The sequence below is a fragment of the Chelatococcus sp. CO-6 genome, from assembly GCF_001271345.1.
In the GTDB taxonomy this organism is placed as follows: Bacteria; Pseudomonadota; Alphaproteobacteria; order Rhizobiales; family Beijerinckiaceae; genus Chelatococcus_A; species Chelatococcus_A caeni.
Genome location: NZ_CP012399.1, coordinates 219,498 through 237,819 on the forward strand (window position 1 = coordinate 219,498; position 18,322 = coordinate 237,819).

Below are 18,322 nucleotides of genomic sequence, written 5' to 3' on the forward strand. Positions count from 1 at the left end.
TACGGCTTTTGCTCCCGTTGCCGGAAAGTCGAACCGGCAATGAGGAGCAGATGCACAACCTGACGATCGATCCCGACCGCCTGTGGCGGTCGATCATGGAGACGGCGGCCATCGGCGGCACGCCGAAAGGCGGCATCAACCGGCTGGCGCTGACGGACCACGACCGGCAGGTACGGGACTGGCTGAAGAGCGCCTGCGAGGACCTCGGCTGCACGGTCACGGTCGACGAGGTCGGCAACATGTTCGCCGTGCGGCCGGGCAGGCTGGATGTGCCGCCGATCGCCGTCGGCAGCCACCTCGACACGCAGCCGACCGGCGGCAAGTTCGACGGCATCCTCGGCGTCCTCGCCGGGCTCGAATTGCTGCGCACGCTGGACGAGGCCGGCTACGAGACGAACGCGCCCCTCATGCTCGTCAACTGGACCAACGAGGAGGGCTCGCGCTTCTCGCCCGCCATGCTCGGCTCGGGCGTCCATGCCGGCGTCTTCGATCGCGCCTATGCCGACAGCCGCACCGACAGGCAGGGCGTGACCTTCGGCGAGGCACTGGATGAGATCGGCTATCGCGGGCCGGCCAAGGTGGGGTCCACGGCCTTCGGCGCCATGTTCGAACTGCACATCGAGCAGGGGCCGATCCTCGAGGCGGAGGAGAAGGCGATCGGCGTGGTCACCGGCGTGCAGGGTATGCGCTGGTACGAGATCGCGCTGACGGGACGGGAGGCGCATACGGGCTCGACGCCGATGTCCCTGCGGCGCGACGCGCTCGTCGGCGCGGCCCGCATCATCGGCGCGGTCGAGGCCATCGCGCGGGCGCATCCGCCCGGCGTCGGCACGGTGGGCCTCGTGGAGGTCGGCCCCAATTCGCGCAACGTCATTCCCGGCCATGTCTTCCTGACCGTCGATTTCCGTCATCCCGACGATGCGGCGCTCGATGTCATGGAGAAGGCGCTCTTCGCGACGGTGGAGGAGGCGGGCCGCGCGAGCGGTCTGGAGCACGCCCTGCGGCAGGTGTGGAATTCGCCTGCCGTCGCCTTCGACCCGGCCCTCGTCGATGCCGTGCGCCGGGCCGCGGACGGGCTCGGGCTCTCCTGGCGGGAGATCGTCTCCGGCGCCGGCCACGACGCGGCCTATGTGGCGCGCATCGCACCGACGACGATGGTCTTCGTGCCCTGCGCCGGCGGGCTCAGCCACAACGAGGCCGAGGCGACGTCCTATGAGGAATGCCGGGCGGGAGCGCAGGTGCTGCTCGCGGCCGTGCTCGACCACGACCGGCGCTGCTACGGCACCGCCTGAAGCATCGGCACCGCAGGGCCGGCGCCGAGGTGGATCCCCGCGCGCCCGGCGGCGGCGCGGATGTGCGCCTCCATCGCGGCGCGGGCGCGCTCGCCGTTCCGCTCGACGAAGGCGGCGAGGATCGCGAAATGCTCGTCGGTCGTGTCGAACAGGCTGTCGCGCGCGACCATGGGCACGCGCTGGCTCTCGGTGGTCAGCGCGTGCGTGCGGCCGTGCACCTCCTGCAGGAGGCGGTTGCCGCAATGGGCGACGACGAGGTCGTGGAAGACGGTGTCCGCCTCCGCGGCGCCGACGACATCGCCCCGCCGGGCGGCATTGCCCATGGCCTGGGCAGAGGCAGCCAGTGCCTCGCGTGCCGGCTGGGGCATGCGCGGCGCCGCGAGCAGGGCGGCGAGGCCCTCCACGGCGAGGCGCATCTCGAAGACCTCGGCGAGCGTGAAGCTTTCCCCGAAACGCCACGACGGCGCCCTCGGCCCGTTCTCGCGCGGTGCGACGAAGACGCCGCGGCCGATCTCGATCCGCACGACGCCGAGCGTCTCGAGCACGGACAGGGCCTCGCGCAGCGAGGGGCGGGATATGCCCAAATCCTGGGCAAGCGTGCGCTGGGCCGGCAACTGGTCGCCGGGGGCGAGACCGCGGGCCCGGATCATGGCCTCGATGGCCTCTGCCGTCTTCATCGGTACAGAGCGATGCTCGCGCCCGCGCGGCCTGGCTGGTGTCACCTTCCTGCCTCCCGTCTCATTCCTTCGCTTTGCTCCGTTGACCAATTTTCGCGCGCCGCTGCCTAGACTTGTTGCTTGAACCGGAAAGCGGCAGATCGCAGCCTTGACTGGTCAGACCGGTCAGTCCGGCCCGTCACCATGCTGGCCGGCACCGGGATTGGCAAGTCTGCAACATCACTCCGGAACATCAGGCCCGGAACGTGCAGCGGGGGCGGACATGAACGGCATCGCCGAGACGGGGCAGGACGCCATTTCCCCGGCGCCGGGCGTTCCGTGGCGCCCGCTGTCCGCGGCGGCCTTCGCGCCCTATGGGCGCGTCATCGACATCGGCGTGGCCGCCGTCGTGAACGAGGGCCATGCCCGGCGCCGCGACGCGCTGCTCGACCTCGAGAGCCGCGATCCGACGGCGCGGCTGTGCCTCGCCCATTTCGCTGTCTCGCCGCGGCCGGCCGGGGCCGGCATCGCCGGCCTCGAATGCCATCCCTTCTCGGCGCAGGCCTTCCTGCCGCTCGAGGATTGCGCGCCGCTCGTCGTCGTGGCGCTGGCGCGCGAGGACGGCGCAGTCGCCGCCGGGACGCTCGCCGCCTTCGTCGGCCGGCACGGCCAGGCCATCGTCTACGGGCCCGGCGTCTGGCATGCGCCGCTCACCACGGCCGACCGGCCGGCCGGATTCCTGATGGCCGTGTGGGAGGGCGAGCGCGAGCGGCTGCGCCAGGCGCGGCTCGACCGGCCTCTCCCGCTCCCCGGCCGTCCCGGGATCGTCGGCGCGGCCGCCATCGCATCCTTCATCCGATCCGCCACGAATGATCGGAGCGACAAGACCAGAGGACAGGAAGGAGTTTAGAGCATGGGTATCGGGCGACTGAGAACGGCCTTCGCCGCGGCGGTCCTGGCCGGAACGGCGCTGGCGGCCCCGGCGCTTGCCGCCGGCACGCTGCGCATCGGCATGACCGCCTCCGACATCCCGCTGACCACCGGCCAGACGGACAACGGCGGCGAGGGCATGCGCTTCATCGGCTATACGCTGTACGACGCGCTCATCAACTGGGACCTGACGAGCGCCGACAAGCCGTCAGGCCTCATCCCGGGCCTCGCCACCGAATGGAAGGTGGACGAGGCGGACAAGACCAAGTGGACCTTCAAGATCCGCGAGGGCGTGAAGTTTCACGACGGCAGCGCGTTCACCGCCGAGGCGGCGGTGTGGAACCTCGACAAGCTGCTCGACGACAAGAGTCCGCAATACGACCCGCGCCAGGCGGCCCAGGGCAAGTCGCGCATTCCCGCCGTCGCCTCCTACAAGGCGCTCGACAAGTACACGCTCGAGATCGTCACCAAGGAGCCCGACGCGACGCTGCCCTATCAGCTCGCCTGGATCCTGATGTCCTCGCCCGCCAACTGGGAGGCGCTCGGCAAGAGCTGGGAACAGGTCGCCAAGAAGCCGTCCGGCACGGGGCCCTGGATGCTGGCCGACTTCGTGCCGCGCGAGCGCGCCGATCTCGTGCCGTTCAAGAACCATTGGGACCAGACCCGGGTGCCGAAGCTCGACAAGATGGTGCTCGTGCCCCTGCCGGAGCCGAACGCGCGCTCGGCCGCGCTCCTGTCCGGCCAGGTCGACTGGATCGAGGCCCCGGCACCCGACGTCATCCCGGCGCTGACGGGGGCCGGCCACCAGATCGTCTCCAACGCCCTGCCGCACAACTGGACGTGGCACCTGTCGCGCCTCGAGGGCTCGCCCTGGAACGACATCCGCATCCGCAAGGCGGCCAATCTCGCCATCGACCGCGAGGGCATGAAGGAGCTGCTCGGCGGCCTGATGCTCCCGGCCAAGGGCTTCTTCACGCCCGGCTCGCAATGGTTCGGCGAGCCGACCTTCGCGGTGAAGTACGACCCCGAGGCGGCGAAGGCGCTGCTCGCGGAAGCCGGCTACGGGCCCGACAAGCGTCTCAAGGTCAAGGCGCTGATCTCGCCCTCCGGCTCCGGCCAGATGCTGCCGCTGCCGATGAACGAGTTCATCCAGCAGAACCTCGCCGAGGTCGGCATCGACGTCGAGTTCGAGGTGGTCGAATGGAACACGATGATCAACATCTGGCGCGCCGGCGCTGGGCATGAGAGCGCCAAGGGCACGAAGTCGATCAACTTCAGCTATTTCATCCAGGACCCCTTCACCGGCCTCATCCGGCACCTCGCCTGCGATCTCAAGCCGCCGAACGGCACCAACTGGGGTCATTACTGCGACCCGGAGATGGACGCGCTCTTCAAGGAGATCCGCACCACCTTCGACGCCGCCGCGCAGGACGAGGTGATGCGCCGCACGCATGAGAAATTCGTCGACGAGGCGCTCTTCCTGATGGTCACGCACGATGTGGCGCCGCGCGCCATGAGCACGAAGGTCAAGGGCTTCGTCCAGGCGCAGAACTGGTACCAGAACTTCGGCTCCATCACGATGGACTGACCCCAGCGCTCCCGGCCGGCGCCATGCCGGCCGGGTCCGCCGCGCCCCTTGCTTCCGGGCATCGAACGGATGCGGCGCATCTCACGAAGGGTGGACGACGCATGCTCGCTTATCTTCTCCGGCGCCTCGTCTATGTCGTTCCGGTGGCGCTCGGCGTCAGCCTGATCTGCTTCATGCTCGTGCACATCGCCCCGGGCGATCCGCTCGTCGCGGTGATGCCGCTCGACGCGACGGCCGAGCAGGAGGCCGAGATGCGCGCCGCCTACGGCTTCGACAAGCCGCTGCCGGTGCAGTTCGGCCTGTGGGTCGCCAAGGCGGCGACGGGGGACCTCGGCCGCTCCATCGCCACGGGCCGGCCGGTGGCGGGGGAGGTGATGACCGCCGTCGGCAACACCCTCGTGCTCGCGGCGGCGGCGAGCCTCATCGGCTTTCCGCTCGGGCTCCTCTTCGGCTTCGTCGCCGGCTATTTCCGCGACACCGGCGTTGACCGGGCCGTCACGGCCCTCGCCATCACCGGGGTCTCGGTGCCGAACTACTGGCTCGGCATGGTGCTCGTCATCGTCTTTTCCGTCACGCTCGGCTGGCTGCCCGCCATGGGGGCCGGCCCCGGCGGCTCCCGCGACTGGGGCTGGGACGCAGAGCACCTGCGCTATCTCGTCCTGCCGGCGGTGACGCTCGCCGTCGTACCCATGGGCATCGTCGCGCGCACCGTGCGCGCCCTCGTCGGCGACATCCTCTCGCAGGAATTCGTCCAGGCGCTCTATGCCAAGGGGCTGATGCACGGCGGCGTGCTGCGCCACGTGGTGCGCAACGCCGCCCCCACGGCGCTCGCCGTCATGGGCCTGCAGCTCGGCTATCTCCTCGGCGGCTCCATCCTCATCGAGACGGTGTTCAACTGGCCGGGCACGGGCTTCCTGCTCTCCAACGCCATCTTCCAGCGTGATCTGCCGCTGCTGCAGGGCACCATCCTCGTGCTGGCGCTCTTCTTCGTCGCCGTGAACCTCCTCGTCGATCTCGCCCAGACGGTGATCGACCCGCGCATCAAGAGGACATGACGATGGCCGTCATCACCGAGAGCATCGTCGCCCCGGTGGAGCGCACGCAGGGCTACTGGTCGGGCGTCGCCCGCCGCTTCCGGCGCGATCCGGTCGCCGTCGGCTGCGCCGTCCTGCTCCTCCTGCTGATCCTCGCGGCGATCTTTGCGCCCTATCTCGGCCTGGCCGACCCCTATGCCGGCAGCATGGCGCGGCGCCTGCGCAGGATCGGCACGCCCGGCTTCCCGCTCGGCACGGACGAGCTCGGCCGCGACATGCTTGCCCGCCTCGTCTACGGGGGCCGGCTCACGCTCTTCCTCGGCATCACGCCGGTGGTGGCGGCCTTCTCCATCGGCACCGTGCTCGGCCTCGTCGCCGGCTATGTCGGCGGGCGCACCAACACCGTCATCATGCGCCTCGTCGACGTGTTCTTCGCCTTTCCCTCGGTGCTGCTCGCCATCGCCATCTCGGGCGCGCTCGGGGCCGGCATCGTCAACAGCCTCGTCTCGCTCACCATCGTCTTCGTGCCGCCGATCACCCGCGTCGCCGAGAGCGTCACGGCGAGCGTGCGCTCGCTCGACTATGTCGATGCCGCGCGGGCGTCCGGGGCGGGCGCCTTCACCATCGTGCGCGTGCATGTGCTCGGCAACGTGCTCGGGCCGATCTTCGTCTATGCGACGAGCCTCACCAGCGTCTCGATGATCCTCGCCGCCGGGCTCTCCTTCCTCGGCCTCGGCGTCAAGCCGCCGGAGCCGGAATGGGGCCTCATGCTCAACACCCTGCGCACGGCCATCTACATCAACCCGTGGGTGGCGGCGCTGCCGGGGCTCATGATCTTCGTCACGTCGCTCTGCCTCAATCTCGTCAGCGACGGCCTCAGGAGTGCGATGAATGTCCGCGACTGACCTTGCCCCCGTCGCCCCGCTGCCCGACCGCGGCGGCCCGCAGCAGCCGCTCGTCATCGCACGCGACCTCAGGCGGCATTTCCCCATCCGCTCCGGCTTCTTCGGCCGGCGCACCGGCACGGTGCACGCCGTCGACGGCGTTTCCTTCGAGGTGGTGAAGGGCGAGACGCTCGGCATCGTCGGCGAATCCGGCTGCGGCAAGTCGACCACGGCGCGCCTCCTCGTCGGCCTCATCGAGTTCGACGAAGGCGACATCATCTTCGACGGCGACCGCCTCGGTGACGAACTTTCGCTACGCGAGCTGCGCCGCGGCGTGCAGATGGTGTTCCAGGACAGCTACGCCTCGCTCAATCCGCGCCTCACCATCGAGGATTCCATCGCCTTCGGCCCCAAGGTGCACGGCATGGGCGAAGGGCAGGCGCGGCGGCGGGCGCGCGAGCTGCTGGCGAGTGTCGGCCTCGAGCCGGCGCGTTTTGCCGGCCGCTATCCGCACGAGCTCTCCGGCGGCCAGCGCCAGCGCGTCAACATCGCCCGGGCGCTCGCCATGGCGCCGCGCCTCGTCATCCTCGACGAGGCGGTGTCGGCCCTCGACAAGTCGGTGGAGGCGCAGGTGCTGAACCTTCTCGCCGACCTCAAGGAGGAGCGCGACCTCACCTATGTCTTCATCTCGCACGACCTCAACGTGGTGCGCTACATCTCGGACCGGGTGATGGTGATGTATCTCGGCGAGGTGGTGGAGATCGGCCCGGCGGAGGCGGTCTATGCCCGCAAGGCGCATCCCTACACGGCCGCGCTCTTCGCCGCGATGCCGTCGATGGACCCGGATGCGCGCACCGAGGAGCCGCCCCTGGCGGGCGACCCGCCCAACCCCATCGATCCGCCCACGGGCTGCCGCTTCCACACCCGCTGCCGCTTCGCCGAAGCGGTCTGCGCGGCGGTGAAGCCGGCGCTGGCGTCCGTTCCCGGCGAGGCCCGGGGAGGGGAGGCGAGAGCGGAGGCCCACGTCGCCGCCTGCCACATGCTGGTGGCCGGCTCCGGCCATTCAGCCGCCGGAGCCGCCGCATGACGAAGCCTCTCGTCGACATCCGCGACCTCAGCGTCACCTTCTCCGGCGAGCGCACGGTGCACGCCGTCAACGGCCTCGACCTCTCGCTCGCGCCCGGCGAGGTGCTCGCCATCCTCGGCGAATCCGGCTCGGGCAAGAGCGTCACGCTCAAGACGCTGCTGCGCCTCCTGCCGCCGCGCCGCACGGCCATCTCCGGTTCGATCGCGGTCGACGGCGTCGACGTTCTCTCGCTCTCGGGGCGCCGGCTCGCCGACTACCGCGGCGGCACCGTCTCCATGATCTTCCAGGAGCCGATGCTGGCGCTCGACCCTGTCTATTCCATCGGCGACCAGATCGCCGAGGCGGTGATGCGCCACGAGGGCCTCGGCCGCCGGGCGGCGATGGAGCGGGCGCTCGACATGCTGACGCGCGTGCGCATTCCCTCGCCCGAGCGGCGGCTGAAGGTCTTCCCGCACGAGATGTCCGGCGGCATGCGCCAGCGCGCCATGATCGCGCTGGCGCTCGCCTGCCGGCCGAAGCTGCTGCTGGCCGACGAGCCGACGACGGCGCTCGACGCCACGGTGCAGATCCAGATCCTGCTCCTCCTGCGCGAGCTGCAGCGCGAATTCGGCATGGGCGTCATCTTCGTCACCCACGACATCGGCGTCGCGGTCGAGGTCGCCGACCGGATCGCGGTCATGTATGCCGGCAATGTGGTGGAGACGGGCACGGTCGCCGAGGTCATCCGCGACGCCCGCCATCCCTATACGAAGGGGCTGCTCGCGGCGAACCTGCACGGTGCCGTCAAGGGCGCGCGGCTCGAGGCGATCCGCGGTGCGCCGCCGGCGCTCGAGAGGCCGCCCGAGGCCTGCTCCTTCGCGCCGCGGTGCGACTTCGCCGACGAGCGCTGCCGCACGGCCCCACCGCCGGTGATCGTGCCGGGGCCGGGTCGCCGCGTCGCCTGCGTTCTCGCGGACAGGCTGGAGGCGGCTGAGTAGACCTTCAGGCGGCCGCGGCCGACAGGGTCAGCGCCCGGCGGATGGCGGCCGGCACCGGCTCGATGATCGGGACGGCCGAGCGGGGCGTCAGCAGCTTGGCGACGCGGGCGAGCGGCCCGCCGCCGATGATCACGGCCTCGGCGCCGTCTTCTTCGACGGAGGCATCGACGGCCGCGGCGAGCGCCGCTTCCAGCCGGGCCGGAGCCGCGGTCAGCTCGGTCGGGTCGCCTTCCGTGAGGCGCGTGCCGCGGAACTGGGCCGTGTAGCCGAGCGCGGCCGCGCGTGCGTTGATGGCCTCGACGAGGCCGGGCGTCGTCGTGACCACGGCGAAGGGACGTCCGCCGGCGGCCGCCTCGGCCATGCCGGCTTCCCCGATGCCGATGACCGGGCAGGGCAGGGCGTCACGCGCCGCATCGAGGCCCGGGTCGCCGAAGGCCGAGACGATCACCGCATCGACGCGCTGCCGGCCGGCCGCGATCTCGGCCGCGAGGTCCTTGGCCATCTGCGCGATGGCCTCGCCGCTCTTCGACAGGGCCGTCTGGTCGACGATCATGCGCGCGCCGAAGGGCGCCGTGCGCCCTGTTATCATGGCCGAACCCGCCGCCGCCTCGCGCGCGATGGCGACCATGGTGTCGGTCGTTGCCTCGTTCGAATTCGGATTGAAGAGGACGATGTGCACGTTAACTCCCCGACCTCGTCGACGCTGCCGGCGGTGCTCCGTCATGGGACGGGAGGCACCCGAAAGTGGTCCATGGGCGGGCAGGTGCAAGCCGCGTGCCGCAACGTTTTCGCGGCCCGCAGCCGGCAGGTCGGACCGCCCGCGAGCGGTGCGCCCATCTATGACCGAAGATGCCGCGAGCGCATATTCCTTCCCCGCATGGCTTGCATGCGGCAGCAGGGATGGCGCTGCAAAGGCAGCGTTGTCAGCCCGAGCGGTGTGGCAGCGTGCGGGCGTGGCCGTGAGCAGGTGTGGTCGCGTGCGGGTGTGGGGCGCAACCGTTCCCGCCGTCATGCCCGCGCTCGTCGCGGGCATCCACGCCTTGACGTTACAGACGCTTCAAAGGCGTGGATGGCAACAGCAGCGCGCTTTGCGCGTTGCGTCTCTTTGAAGTGACGCAAGTCGGGCAAGCCCGACTTGCGTTAGCCAAGCCCGGCCATGACGGCGGAATGCGTTGGGCGCCGGAAATCCGACTGAACAGCACTGCTGCTGCGGCTCTCCTCACCAGGCGGCCGCCGGGGCGCGCTGCAGCAGCCGCTCGTCGCAGAGCTGGCGCAGCAGCGCCACGTAAGGATTTCTCGCGAGGAAGCTCGCCTCGCCGAAGTAGATCGGGATCTCGGGCAGGGCGTCGAGCTCCACGGCGATGAGGTGGTCGTCCCCGGCCGTGCAGCACCAGCTCGGGATGATGCCGAAGCCGAGGCCCGCCTCGACGCAGCGCTTGACGCTGGAGCTGCCGGAGGTGGAGACGGCGATCTCCGTCTCGCCCGCGCGGCTCAGGTAGTCGAGCGCGAGGTTGCGCACGAGCTGGCCGGGCTCGTAGGTGACGAAGGGCCGGCCCCTGGTCCATTCCGGCACGTCTGCGGGTGCTGGCGGTGCGCCCCAGTGGCCCGGGTAGATCAGCGACAGGCGATAGGTGCCGATGAGGTGCTGCGGGATGGACCGGTCGCCGAAGTAGCGCTCGGTGATGCAGACGTCGAGGCTGCCGTCGCGGATCATGTCGGCGAGCACCGTGTCGCGCTCGTAGGCCATGATCTCGATGGTGGGGTAGCGCTCGCGGAACGCCGTCATGATCGGCGGCAGGAGATAGAAGAAGATGGCCTGCGGCAGGCCGACGCGCAGCACCGGACGCTCCTTGTCGAGAATGCCGCCGAGGCGCGTCAGCATGGTCTCGAGCTCGGGCTGCAGCAGCTGGTAGAGGCTGCGGCCGCGGGCGGTGAGCGTGATCGCCTTGGCGCCCTGCTCGGAGACGACGAGCTGCTCGCCGAGCAGTTGCTCCAGCCGCCGCACGTGGTTGGCGGCGGACTGGTAGCTCATGTTGAGGGCGCGCGCCGCCGCCGAATAGGAGCCGCTCCGGGCGACGATGAAGAAGGTCTGGATCAGCGTGAGATTGGCGTCGCGCATCTGCCCGGTCCCCCCGGCCTGTCCGGCTTCCTTCGTGGCGGCGGACCTTTGCACGGCCCGGGCCGCTTTGCCAACTTCAAGAAAACCGGCAAGTCGGCGCCCATCATTTGTATCGACCCGGAGCCGTGCCCGCGATGATGATCCCGGCCGCAAGCCATTCCTGCGGCAACGGTTTTCATGCACTCAAGGTCTTCTCCTCACGTCGTCGTCGTGGGTGCCGGCATCGTCGGCGCGGCCGCCGCCTTCTTCCTCGAGGCGGCCGGCGCGCGGGTGACGCTGGTCGAGGCCGAGGCCCCGGCCGCGGGCGCGACGGGCGCTTCCGACGGCGCCGTTTCCGTCGCCAGCAAGCGGCCCGGCCCGATGATGGCGCTGGCGCTCGAGGCGCGGGCCTTCTACCGCGAGCTCGCCGCCAGGGGCGTGCTCGAGGGGCTGTTCCATCCCCGCTCCACCTTCCTCCTCGCGCGCGGCGACGAGGAGGCGAGCCTTCTCGAGCGCCACGGGGCCGATCTCGCCGCGGCCGGCGAGCGCGTCGTCGCCCGCAGCGCGGTGGATCTTCGCCGCCTCCTGCCGGGGCTCGGCGCCAGCGTGACGGCCGGCATCGAGGTGCCCGACGACGGCCACGCCATCGGCTACGAGATCACCGCGCGCTTCCTCGCCCGCTCGCGACCGGCGCTGCGCCGCGCGACGCCGGTCCGGGCCCTGAAGCTCAGGGGCGATCGGGTCGCAGGCGTCGTAACGGCGCAAGGCGAGATCGCCGCCGATCGGGTCATCGTCGCGGCGGGCATCGGCTCGGCGGCGCTCATCGGCCTCGGCGACGTGCTGGTGCCGCGCAAGGGGCAGATGGCCGTGACCGACCGGGCGCAACCGTCCGGCCCGGCGATCGGCGGGCACCTGATGGCGGCCACCTATCTCGCGGCCAAGCGCGGCATCAGCCTCGACAAGCCGCATATCGGCCTCGTCATCGATCCGCTGGTCACCGGCCAGTTCCTCATCGGCGGCAGCCGGGAGGAGAACCGCTCGGACCGGCGCACGGATGCGGCGACCATCGCCGCCATCCTGCGCGAGGCGCTCGATTTCTATCCGCCGCTGGCGGGCCGGCGGGTGATCCGCACCTTCGCCGGCATCCGCACGGCCTGCCGCGACGGCCTGCCCATCGTCGGTCCGCATCCGGCGGTCGACGGACTCGTCGTCGCCACGGGCTTCGAGGGCGACGGCATCTGCCTCGGGCCGCTGATGGGGGCCTGCGCGGCGCGCCTCGCGCTCGGCGAGGCTCCCGCAACCGACGTCTCGGTGCTGTCGCCGCGGCGCTTCGCCGTCCGGGAGGTGGCCCAATGACCGGCACCTTCTTCTGGCAGGGCCGGCGCGTGCCCTTCGGCGAAGGCCAGACGCTGGCCGCGGCCTTGCTGGCAGCGGGGCTTCGCGACCTCGGCGGGCCGGATGGACGGCCCGCGCGCATCTTCTGCGGCATCGGCGCCTGCCAGGCCTGCGCCGTGACGGTCGAAGGGCTCGGCGTCGTCGAGGCCTGCCTGACGCCGGCCGTCGACGGCATGCGCCTTGGCCCGGCGATGACGGGAGACGACCATGTCTGACGCGCCCGTCCTCGTCGTCGGCGCCGGCCCCGCTGGGCTCGGCGCGGCGCTCGCCCTTGCGCAGGCCGGCGTGCCGGTCGTCCTCACCGAGCAGCGGGACGCGATCGGCGGTGCCATCCACCGCCAACCGGCAAGCCCGCAGGTGCCGAAGGTGCTGCGCCCGGCGCGCCACGCCCGCAGCTTCGCCATGCTCGCGGCCGGTCTCGCCGCCGCGGGCGGCCGCATCGACCTGCGCACCTCGACCGTCTTCCTCGGCCTCGACGGGGCCGACAACGCCCTCATCGACGACAGGCGCAGGCAGCGCGTCGAGGCGCTAAGCCCGGCCGGCATCATCCTCGCCACTGGCGCGGTCGAGAAGGTGCATCCCTTCCCCGGCTGGGAGCTGCCGGGCGTCATGACGGCCGGCGGCGCACAGGTGCTGCTGAAGGAGACGGGCCGGGCGCCCGACGGGCCGGTCCTCGTTGCGGGCAGCGGGCCGCTCCTCCTCGCCGTCGCCGCCCAGCTCGCCGCTGCCGGCAATCCGCCCGTCGCAGTGCTGGAGCGGGGCCGCCCCTGGCGCCGGCCGACAGCACTTGCGGCGATGCTCGCCTCACCCGCGAATGTCGCCGAAGGCGTCGGCTATGCCGCGCGACTGCTGCGGCACGGCGTGCCCTATGTCACGGGCGCGGCGGTCACTGCCGTCCGCACGCAAGGCGACGACCTCGACGTCATGGTGCGCCACGGCGCGGCCGAGCGCACCTATCGTGTGCGCCATCTCCTCGTCCATGACGGCCTACGGGCGGGCGCGAGCACGGGGATCACCGAGACGCGCGACGGGCCGGTTCCGGTCCTCCTCGCCGGCGACGGCCGCGAGATCCTGGGCGCCGATGCCGCCGTCGCGGACGGACGCCGCGCCGCGGCCGAGATGCTCGCCCTTCTCGGGCGAGGCGCGGCCAGTGCCGGCGACGAACAGACGCTCGGCGCGGCCCGCCGGTTCCAGGCGGCGCTCGCCCGGCTCTGCGAGGCGCCGCCACCGTCGCCTCCGCCCGAAACGCTCGTCTGCCGCTGCGAGGGCCTGCGCGTCGCCGACCTCGACCACCTCCGGCCTGACGCGTCCATGCGCGAGCTCAGGCTTGTCGGCCGCTTCGGCATGGGCCCGTGCCAGGGCCGCTTCTGCGGCGCGAGCGTCGCTGCGCTGCGCCCCGATGCCGATCCTTCGCTCAAGGCCTCGGCCGTGCCGCGCTGGCCGGTCCGGCCCGTCTCGCTCGCCTCCCTCGCGGGCTTCGGCGATCCCGCCGCCCGCACCAACCCCAGGATCCATCAGGACACCGAGGACCGATGACCACGCATTCGCTCGCCCTCAACGAAGCCGGCCGGCAACGGCCCGTTCTCGACGTGACGTCGCCCTTCTCAGGCGAGGTCGTCGGGCGCGTCGTCGCCGACGATGCCGTCACCATCGCCGCCGCCCTGCGTGCCGCGCGCCGCGCCTGGCAGGAATTCCGCCGCTCGACGCCCTTCGAGCGCAAGACGCTGCTTTTCGCCCTTGCGGACAAGCTCGCCGGTGAGGCCGAGCCGATGGCGCAGCTGATCTCGGCCGAGGTGGGCAAGACCATCGCGGAGGCGCGCAACGAGGTGCGTCGCGCGCAGAACACCCTGCGCCTCTCGGCCGAGGCGGCCATCGTGCTGCATGGGGAGGTGCTGCCCTGCGCCGTCGTCGCCGGCGCGCCGGACAAGGTGGCGCAGGTGTCGTGGCAGCCGGCGGGCGTCGTCGGCGCCATCACGCCGTTCAACTACCCGCTCAACCTCCTGTGCCACAAGCTCGGGCCGGCCATCGCCGCCGGCAATGCGGTGGTCGCCAAGCCCTCGCCGAAGGCGCCGCTTGCGGCGGCGCGGCTCGCGGAGCTCGCCGAGGAGGCCGGCTTCCCCGAGGGCCTGTTCTCGGTGGTGCACGGCGGCGCCGAGGCGGCGGCGGTGCTGGCGAGCGGCGACATCGACATCCTGAGCTTCACCGGCGGCCCGCAGGCGGGGCTGGCACTCAAGAACGCCTCCGGCCTCGTGCGCTGCCTGATGGAGCTCGGCGGCAACGATCCGCTCATCGTCCTGCCCGACGCCGATCTCGACCGGGCGGCGGATACGGCGATCGCCCACCGCTTCGAGATCGCCGGCCAGAGCTGCGCGGCCGTGAAGAAGCTCTACCTGCACGACAACATCCACGACGCCATGATCGAGCGCCTGACCGCCCGCATCGCCGAGGTGGTGACGGGCGATCCCGCTGACGCGGCGACCGTCATGGGCCCGGTCATCGACGAGGCGGCGGCGGCCGAGGTGGAACGGCGCATGCGCAAGGCGGCGGCGGACGGCGGACGCATCCTCGCCGGCGGCACGCGCCGCGGCACCTTGGTGGCACCGACCCTGATCGACGACGTGCCGGCCTCGACCGATCTCGTCAAGTCGGAGACCTTCGGCCCGGTCCTCGCGGTGCGGCGCTTCACCGCGATCGACACGGTCATCGCCGAGGTGGACGACAGCCCCTACGGCCTGCAGGCCGGCATCTTCACCAACGACCATGCCCTCGTGCGGCGCCTGTCGCGGCAATTGCGCGTCGGCGGCGTGATGGTGAACGAGGGCCCCGACTTCCGGGCCGAGAACGTGCCCTTCGGCGGCATCAAGTCGAGCGGCCTCGGGCGCGAGGGCATCCACGTGACCTTGCGGGAAATGAGCGAGCTCAAGGTCGTGATCGACTGAGCGTGCCAGGACAATGATGGACAAAGCCATGAACGACATTTCGCTCCGGCGTCGCCTTTCCGGCGTCTTCACAGCCCTCGTCACCCCGATGCGTGACGGACGGATCGATCTTGCCGCGCTCGAGCGCCACATCGAGGCGCAGCTCGCCGCCGGCGTCGCCGGGCTCGTGCCGATCGGCACCACGGGCGAGGCCGCGACCTTGAGCGAGGCCGAGACGGACGAGGTCATCCGCCTCACGGTCGAAAAGGCCCGCGGCCGGGCCTTCGTCATGGCGGGCGCGGGCTCCAACGCCACCAGCATCGCCGTCGCCAAGGCCGAGCGCGCCGCGCACCTCGGCGTCGACGGTCTGCTCGTCGTCACGCCCTATTACAACAAGCCCTCGCAGGCGGGCCTCGCCGCGCATTTCGCCGCCGTAGCAGGCGCGGTCGACCTGCCGATCATGCTCTACAGCGTGCCTGGGCGCACGGGTGTCGAACTCGCGGCAGCGACCTGCGCCAGCCTCGCGAGCGAGCATGCCAACATCGTCGCCATCAAGGAGGCGGGCGGGCGCGTCGAGCGGGTGACGGAACTGCGCCTCGCCTGCGGGCCCGACTTCATCATCCATTCGGGCGACGACGGGCTGACCTTGCCCTTCCTCGCGGCGGGCGCCGACGGCGTGACGAGCGTCGCCTCCAACCTCGTGCCGGCGGAGATGGTGGCGCTCGTCGCTTCCTGGCAGGCGGGTGACGTAGCGGCGGCGCGGGCCATGCACGAGCGGCTCTACCCGGTGTTCCGCGACCTCTTCGTCGAGAGCAACCCGGTGCCGGTCAAGACGGCGCTCGCCCGGCGCGGCGCGATGGCGGCCGAGGTGCGCGCGCCGCTGGCGCCGCTGATGCCCGCGAGCCTTGCCGTGCTCGAGAAGAGCCTCGCCGGCTTCGAGGCCGCAAACCTACAAAAAAGCCGATAGGAGGGGGGCGTACTCTAGCATTGTTCGCATAAGAGCCTCGCCTACCATCGACGGGTCCGGCGAGGCCCGGGCCACGAGAATTCACAAACCTTCGGGGAACAGCGGAGCCAATCATGAAGACAGCGTTTGCCAAGATCGGCAGGGCCCTTGCCGTCGCGCTCGCCCTGACGAGCGCACCCGCCGTGGCGCAGGACACGGTGGAGGCCGTGCGCTCGCGCGGCGTCCTGCGCATCCCGGGCATCCTCAACGAGGACCCGTACTTCAACAAGGATCCGCGCACGGGCGAATGGCGCGGCTTCGCCGTGGAGATGGCCCGCGACATCGCCAGCACGCTCGGCGTCAAGCTCGAGGTGGTGGAATCCTCATGGCCCAACTCCATCCTCGACGTGCAGAGCGGCAAGGCGGACCTTGCCTTCGGCATCACCGCGACGCCGCAGCGAGCGCTCTCGGTCGCCTTCTCGGCGCCGACCTATTTCAACAGCTTCGTCATCGTCTCGCCCAACCCGGAGCTCGCCAAGCTGAGCTGGGCCGAGCTCAACGACCCCAAGTACACCTTCGCCGTCGACATGGGCTCCTCGCAGGATCTCATCTCCCAGCAGTACCTGCCCAAGGCCAAGGTCCTGCGCTTCAAGAGCCGCGACGAGGCGATCGTGGCGGTGGTGAGCGGCAAGGCCGTCGGCCTCGTCAACACCATGCTCAACGGCCTCGTCATGACCAAGAAGACGGATGCCATCGGCCGGGTCATGGTGCCGCAGCCGGTGCTGTCGACGCCGTCCGTCGTTGCCATGAACTACGGCACCGACGAGAAGTGGAAGGCCTTCATCTCGGCCTGGGCCGAATACAACCGCCGCATCGGCAACAACCAGACCTGGATCGTCAAGAGCCTTGAGCCTTTCGGCATCACGCTCGACGACATGCCCGAGGGCGTCGGTTTCGGTGGTTGATGGCGGGAGCGGCCCCCTTGGCGCCCGTTCCGGCCGGGTCGATCGGACCTGGCCGGAGCCGCCGGTGGGCCGCTCTTCTTGAAGGATAGCCGTATGTATTCCTGGAGTTTCTTTCCCATCTTCCAGGCCAGCGACCTGTTCCTGTGGGGTCTTTGGGTCACGGTCGTCTACACGTTCGGATCGATCGTCCTTGGTCTTGTCCTCGGGCTCGCCCTGTGCTTCTGCCGCCTGTCCGGCAACCGCGCCCTCGACTGGGTGGCGCAGGGTTTCCAGGAGCTGTTCCGCTGCACGCCGCTCCTGGTGCAGCTCTTGTGGTTCTACTACGCCCTGCCGCTGCTCCTCGGCATCGACATCGACAACCACGTCGCGGCCATGGCGACCCTGTCGCTCTATGCGGCGGCCTTCTATGCCGAGATCTTCCGCGGCGGCATCCTCTCCATCGCCAAGGGACAGTCGGAGGCGGGAGCGGCCATCGGCATGTCGAAGGCGCAGATCATGCGCCGCATCGTGCTGCCGCAGGCCTCGCGCCGGATGCTGCCCGCCTTCATCAACCAGTCGGTCATCCAGTTCAAGAACACCTCGCTCATCTCGGTGATCTCGGTCGCGGACCTCGCCTACATGGCGTCGGTCGTGAACGGCCAGACCTACCGTCCGCTCGAATCCTACACGGCGGTGGCGGTGCTCTATTTCGTCATCCTGTTCCCGCTGACCCGCCTCGCCGACTACATCGAGCGGCGCCTGAGGGTGAGCGAGTGAAGGAAAAGAAAGTCATGTCAGTCGCTTCCCCCGCAGCCGCGGACACGATCCTCGAAGCGCGCGGCATCGCCAAGAGCTTCGGCCAGCTGCCGGTGCTCAAGGGCATCGACCTGGCGCTCACGGCCGGCGAGGTCGTGTCGATCATCGGGCCGTCGGGCTCCGGCAAGTCGACCTTCATCCGTTGCATGAACATGCTGGAGCGGCCGGATGCCGGCGAGATCCGCTTCCGCGGCCGACGGGTCGGCGCCCGCTTTGCCGACCACGGTGCCGAGATCGGCCAGGGCACGCTGCGCCGCCACGTCGGCATGGTCTTCCAGCACTTCAACCTCTTCCCCCACCGCACCGTGCTGCAGAACGTGACCGAGGGGCCGACCGTGGTGCTCGGCCAGTCGCAGAAGGAGGCCGAGGCCGTGGCGATGGACTATCTCGCGCAGGTGGGCCTCGCCGACAAGCGCGACGCCTGGCCGGCGCAGCTCTCCGGCGGGCAGAAGCAGCGCGTCGCCATCGCCCGGGCGCTCGCCATGCAGCCGGATGCCCTCCTGCTCGACGAGGTGACCAGCGCGCTCGATCCCGAGCTCGTCGGCGAAGTGCTCGGCGTCGTGCGCCGGCTCGCCGACCAGGGCATGACCATGGCCATCGTCACGCACGAGATCTCCTTCGCGGCGGAGGTGTCGGACCGCGTCGTCTTCATGGAGGGGGGCGTCATCGCGGCCGAAGGCTCGCCGCAGGAGATCTGCCGCGAGCCGCGGCACGAGCGCCTGAAAGCCTTCCTCGCCCGCTTCAACGCCTGAGGAGG

Annotated in this window: 18 protein-coding genes; 15 read left to right on the forward strand and 3 right to left on the reverse strand. The window is 70.7% G+C overall.

Annotated features, from left to right (window positions below):
* The first annotated feature begins 50 nt into the window (after positions 1-50).
* Positions 51-1,292: a Zn-dependent hydrolase gene (locus tag AL346_RS21575; protein WP_019403491.1), complete on the forward strand. Its 1,242-nt coding sequence runs from the start codon at positions 51-53 to the stop codon at positions 1,290-1,292.
* On the opposite strand, the gene AL346_RS21580 is transcribed toward AL346_RS21575, so the two are convergent.
* A complete protein-coding gene (locus AL346_RS21580; protein ID WP_019403492.1) occupies positions 1,277-1,969 on the reverse strand; it encodes a FadR/GntR family transcriptional regulator in 693 nt (230 codons plus the stop codon). The genes AL346_RS21575 and AL346_RS21580 overlap by 16 nt on opposite strands.
* A 262-nt stretch (positions 1,970-2,231) precedes the next feature.
* On the opposite strand from AL346_RS21580, the gene AL346_RS21585 reads away from it, so the two are divergent.
* From AL346_RS21585 to AL346_RS21610, 6 genes are all read left to right on the forward strand, one after another.
* Positions 2,232-2,858, forward strand: a complete 627-nt coding sequence (locus AL346_RS21585; protein ID WP_019403493.1) for an ureidoglycolate lyase — start codon at positions 2,232-2,234, stop codon at positions 2,856-2,858.
* Positions 2,859-2,861: 3 nt separating this feature from the next.
* Positions 2,862-4,466, forward strand: a complete 1,605-nt coding sequence (locus tag AL346_RS21590) for an ABC transporter substrate-binding protein (protein WP_019403494.1) — start codon at positions 2,862-2,864, stop codon at positions 4,464-4,466.
* Positions 4,467-4,567: 101 nt separating this feature from the next.
* Positions 4,568-5,521, forward strand: coding sequence for an ABC transporter permease (locus AL346_RS21595; protein ID WP_019403495.1), 954 nt, complete (start codon positions 4,568-4,570; stop codon positions 5,519-5,521).
* On the forward strand, positions 5,518-6,405 hold the full coding sequence (locus AL346_RS21600; protein ID WP_019403496.1) for an ABC transporter permease: 888 nt from the start codon (positions 5,518-5,520) through the stop codon (positions 6,403-6,405). The genes AL346_RS21595 and AL346_RS21600 overlap by 4 nt, the downstream gene beginning before the upstream one ends.
* Positions 6,392-7,471 (forward strand): ABC transporter ATP-binding protein, encoded by a 1,080-nt coding sequence (locus AL346_RS21605; RefSeq protein WP_019403497.1) that lies wholly within the window; start codon positions 6,392-6,394, stop codon positions 7,469-7,471. The genes AL346_RS21600 and AL346_RS21605 overlap by 14 nt, the downstream gene beginning before the upstream one ends.
* Positions 7,468-8,448: an ABC transporter ATP-binding protein gene (locus AL346_RS21610; RefSeq protein WP_019403498.1), complete on the forward strand. Its 981-nt coding sequence runs from the start codon at positions 7,468-7,470 to the stop codon at positions 8,446-8,448. The genes AL346_RS21605 and AL346_RS21610 overlap by 4 nt, the downstream gene beginning before the upstream one ends.
* A gap of 4 nt (positions 8,449-8,452) precedes the next feature.
* Here AL346_RS21610 and AL346_RS21615 read toward each other — a convergent pair whose 3' ends face one another.
* Positions 8,453-9,127, reverse strand: coding sequence for an aspartate/glutamate racemase family protein (locus tag AL346_RS21615; RefSeq protein ID WP_019403499.1), 675 nt, complete (start codon positions 9,125-9,127; stop codon positions 8,453-8,455).
* A 540-nt stretch (positions 9,128-9,667) separates the two neighbouring features.
* On the reverse strand, positions 9,668-10,567 hold the full coding sequence (locus AL346_RS21620) for a LysR family transcriptional regulator (protein ID WP_019404435.1): 900 nt from the start codon (positions 10,565-10,567) through the stop codon (positions 9,668-9,670).
* Between the two features lie 177 nt (positions 10,568-10,744).
* Here AL346_RS21620 and AL346_RS21625 point away from each other — a divergent pair, with 177 nt between their 5' ends.
* From AL346_RS21625 to AL346_RS21660, 8 genes are all read left to right on the forward strand, one after another.
* Positions 10,745-11,902: an FAD-binding oxidoreductase gene (locus AL346_RS21625; RefSeq protein WP_026015528.1), complete on the forward strand. Its 1,158-nt coding sequence runs from the start codon at positions 10,745-10,747 to the stop codon at positions 11,900-11,902.
* On the forward strand, positions 11,899-12,156 hold the full coding sequence (locus tag AL346_RS21630) for a 2Fe-2S iron-sulfur cluster-binding protein (protein WP_019404437.1): 258 nt from the start codon (positions 11,899-11,901) through the stop codon (positions 12,154-12,156). The genes AL346_RS21625 and AL346_RS21630 overlap by 4 nt, the downstream gene beginning before the upstream one ends.
* A complete protein-coding gene (locus AL346_RS21635) occupies positions 12,149-13,477 on the forward strand; it encodes an FAD-dependent oxidoreductase (protein ID WP_019404438.1) in 1,329 nt (442 codons plus the stop codon). Before AL346_RS21630 ends, AL346_RS21635 begins: the two co-directional genes overlap by 8 nt.
* On the forward strand, positions 13,474-14,880 hold the full coding sequence (locus tag AL346_RS21640; protein WP_053194127.1) for an aldehyde dehydrogenase family protein: 1,407 nt from the start codon (positions 13,474-13,476) through the stop codon (positions 14,878-14,880). Before AL346_RS21635 ends, AL346_RS21640 begins: the two co-directional genes overlap by 4 nt.
* A 28-nt stretch (positions 14,881-14,908) precedes the next feature.
* Entirely contained in the window at positions 14,909-15,826 is a 918-nt protein-coding gene (gene dapA, locus AL346_RS21645; RefSeq protein ID WP_019404440.1) for a 4-hydroxy-tetrahydrodipicolinate synthase, read from the forward strand.
* A gap of 113 nt (positions 15,827-15,939) precedes the next feature.
* Positions 15,940-16,770 (forward strand): transporter substrate-binding domain-containing protein, encoded by an 831-nt coding sequence (locus AL346_RS21650; protein WP_019404441.1) that lies wholly within the window; start codon positions 15,940-15,942, stop codon positions 16,768-16,770.
* Between the two features lie 93 nt (positions 16,771-16,863).
* Positions 16,864-17,526 carry an amino acid ABC transporter permease gene (locus tag AL346_RS21655; RefSeq protein ID WP_019401568.1) on the forward strand — a complete coding sequence of 221 codons (663 nt, stop codon included), beginning with the start codon at positions 16,864-16,866 and terminating at the stop codon, positions 17,524-17,526.
* A 14-nt stretch (positions 17,527-17,540) separates the two neighbouring features.
* The gene (locus tag AL346_RS21660; protein WP_019401569.1) at positions 17,541-18,317 is read left to right on the forward strand and encodes an amino acid ABC transporter ATP-binding protein; all 777 of its coding nucleotides are present in this window, start codon (positions 17,541-17,543) and stop codon (positions 18,315-18,317) included.
* Positions 18,318-18,322: the final 5 nt, after the last annotated feature.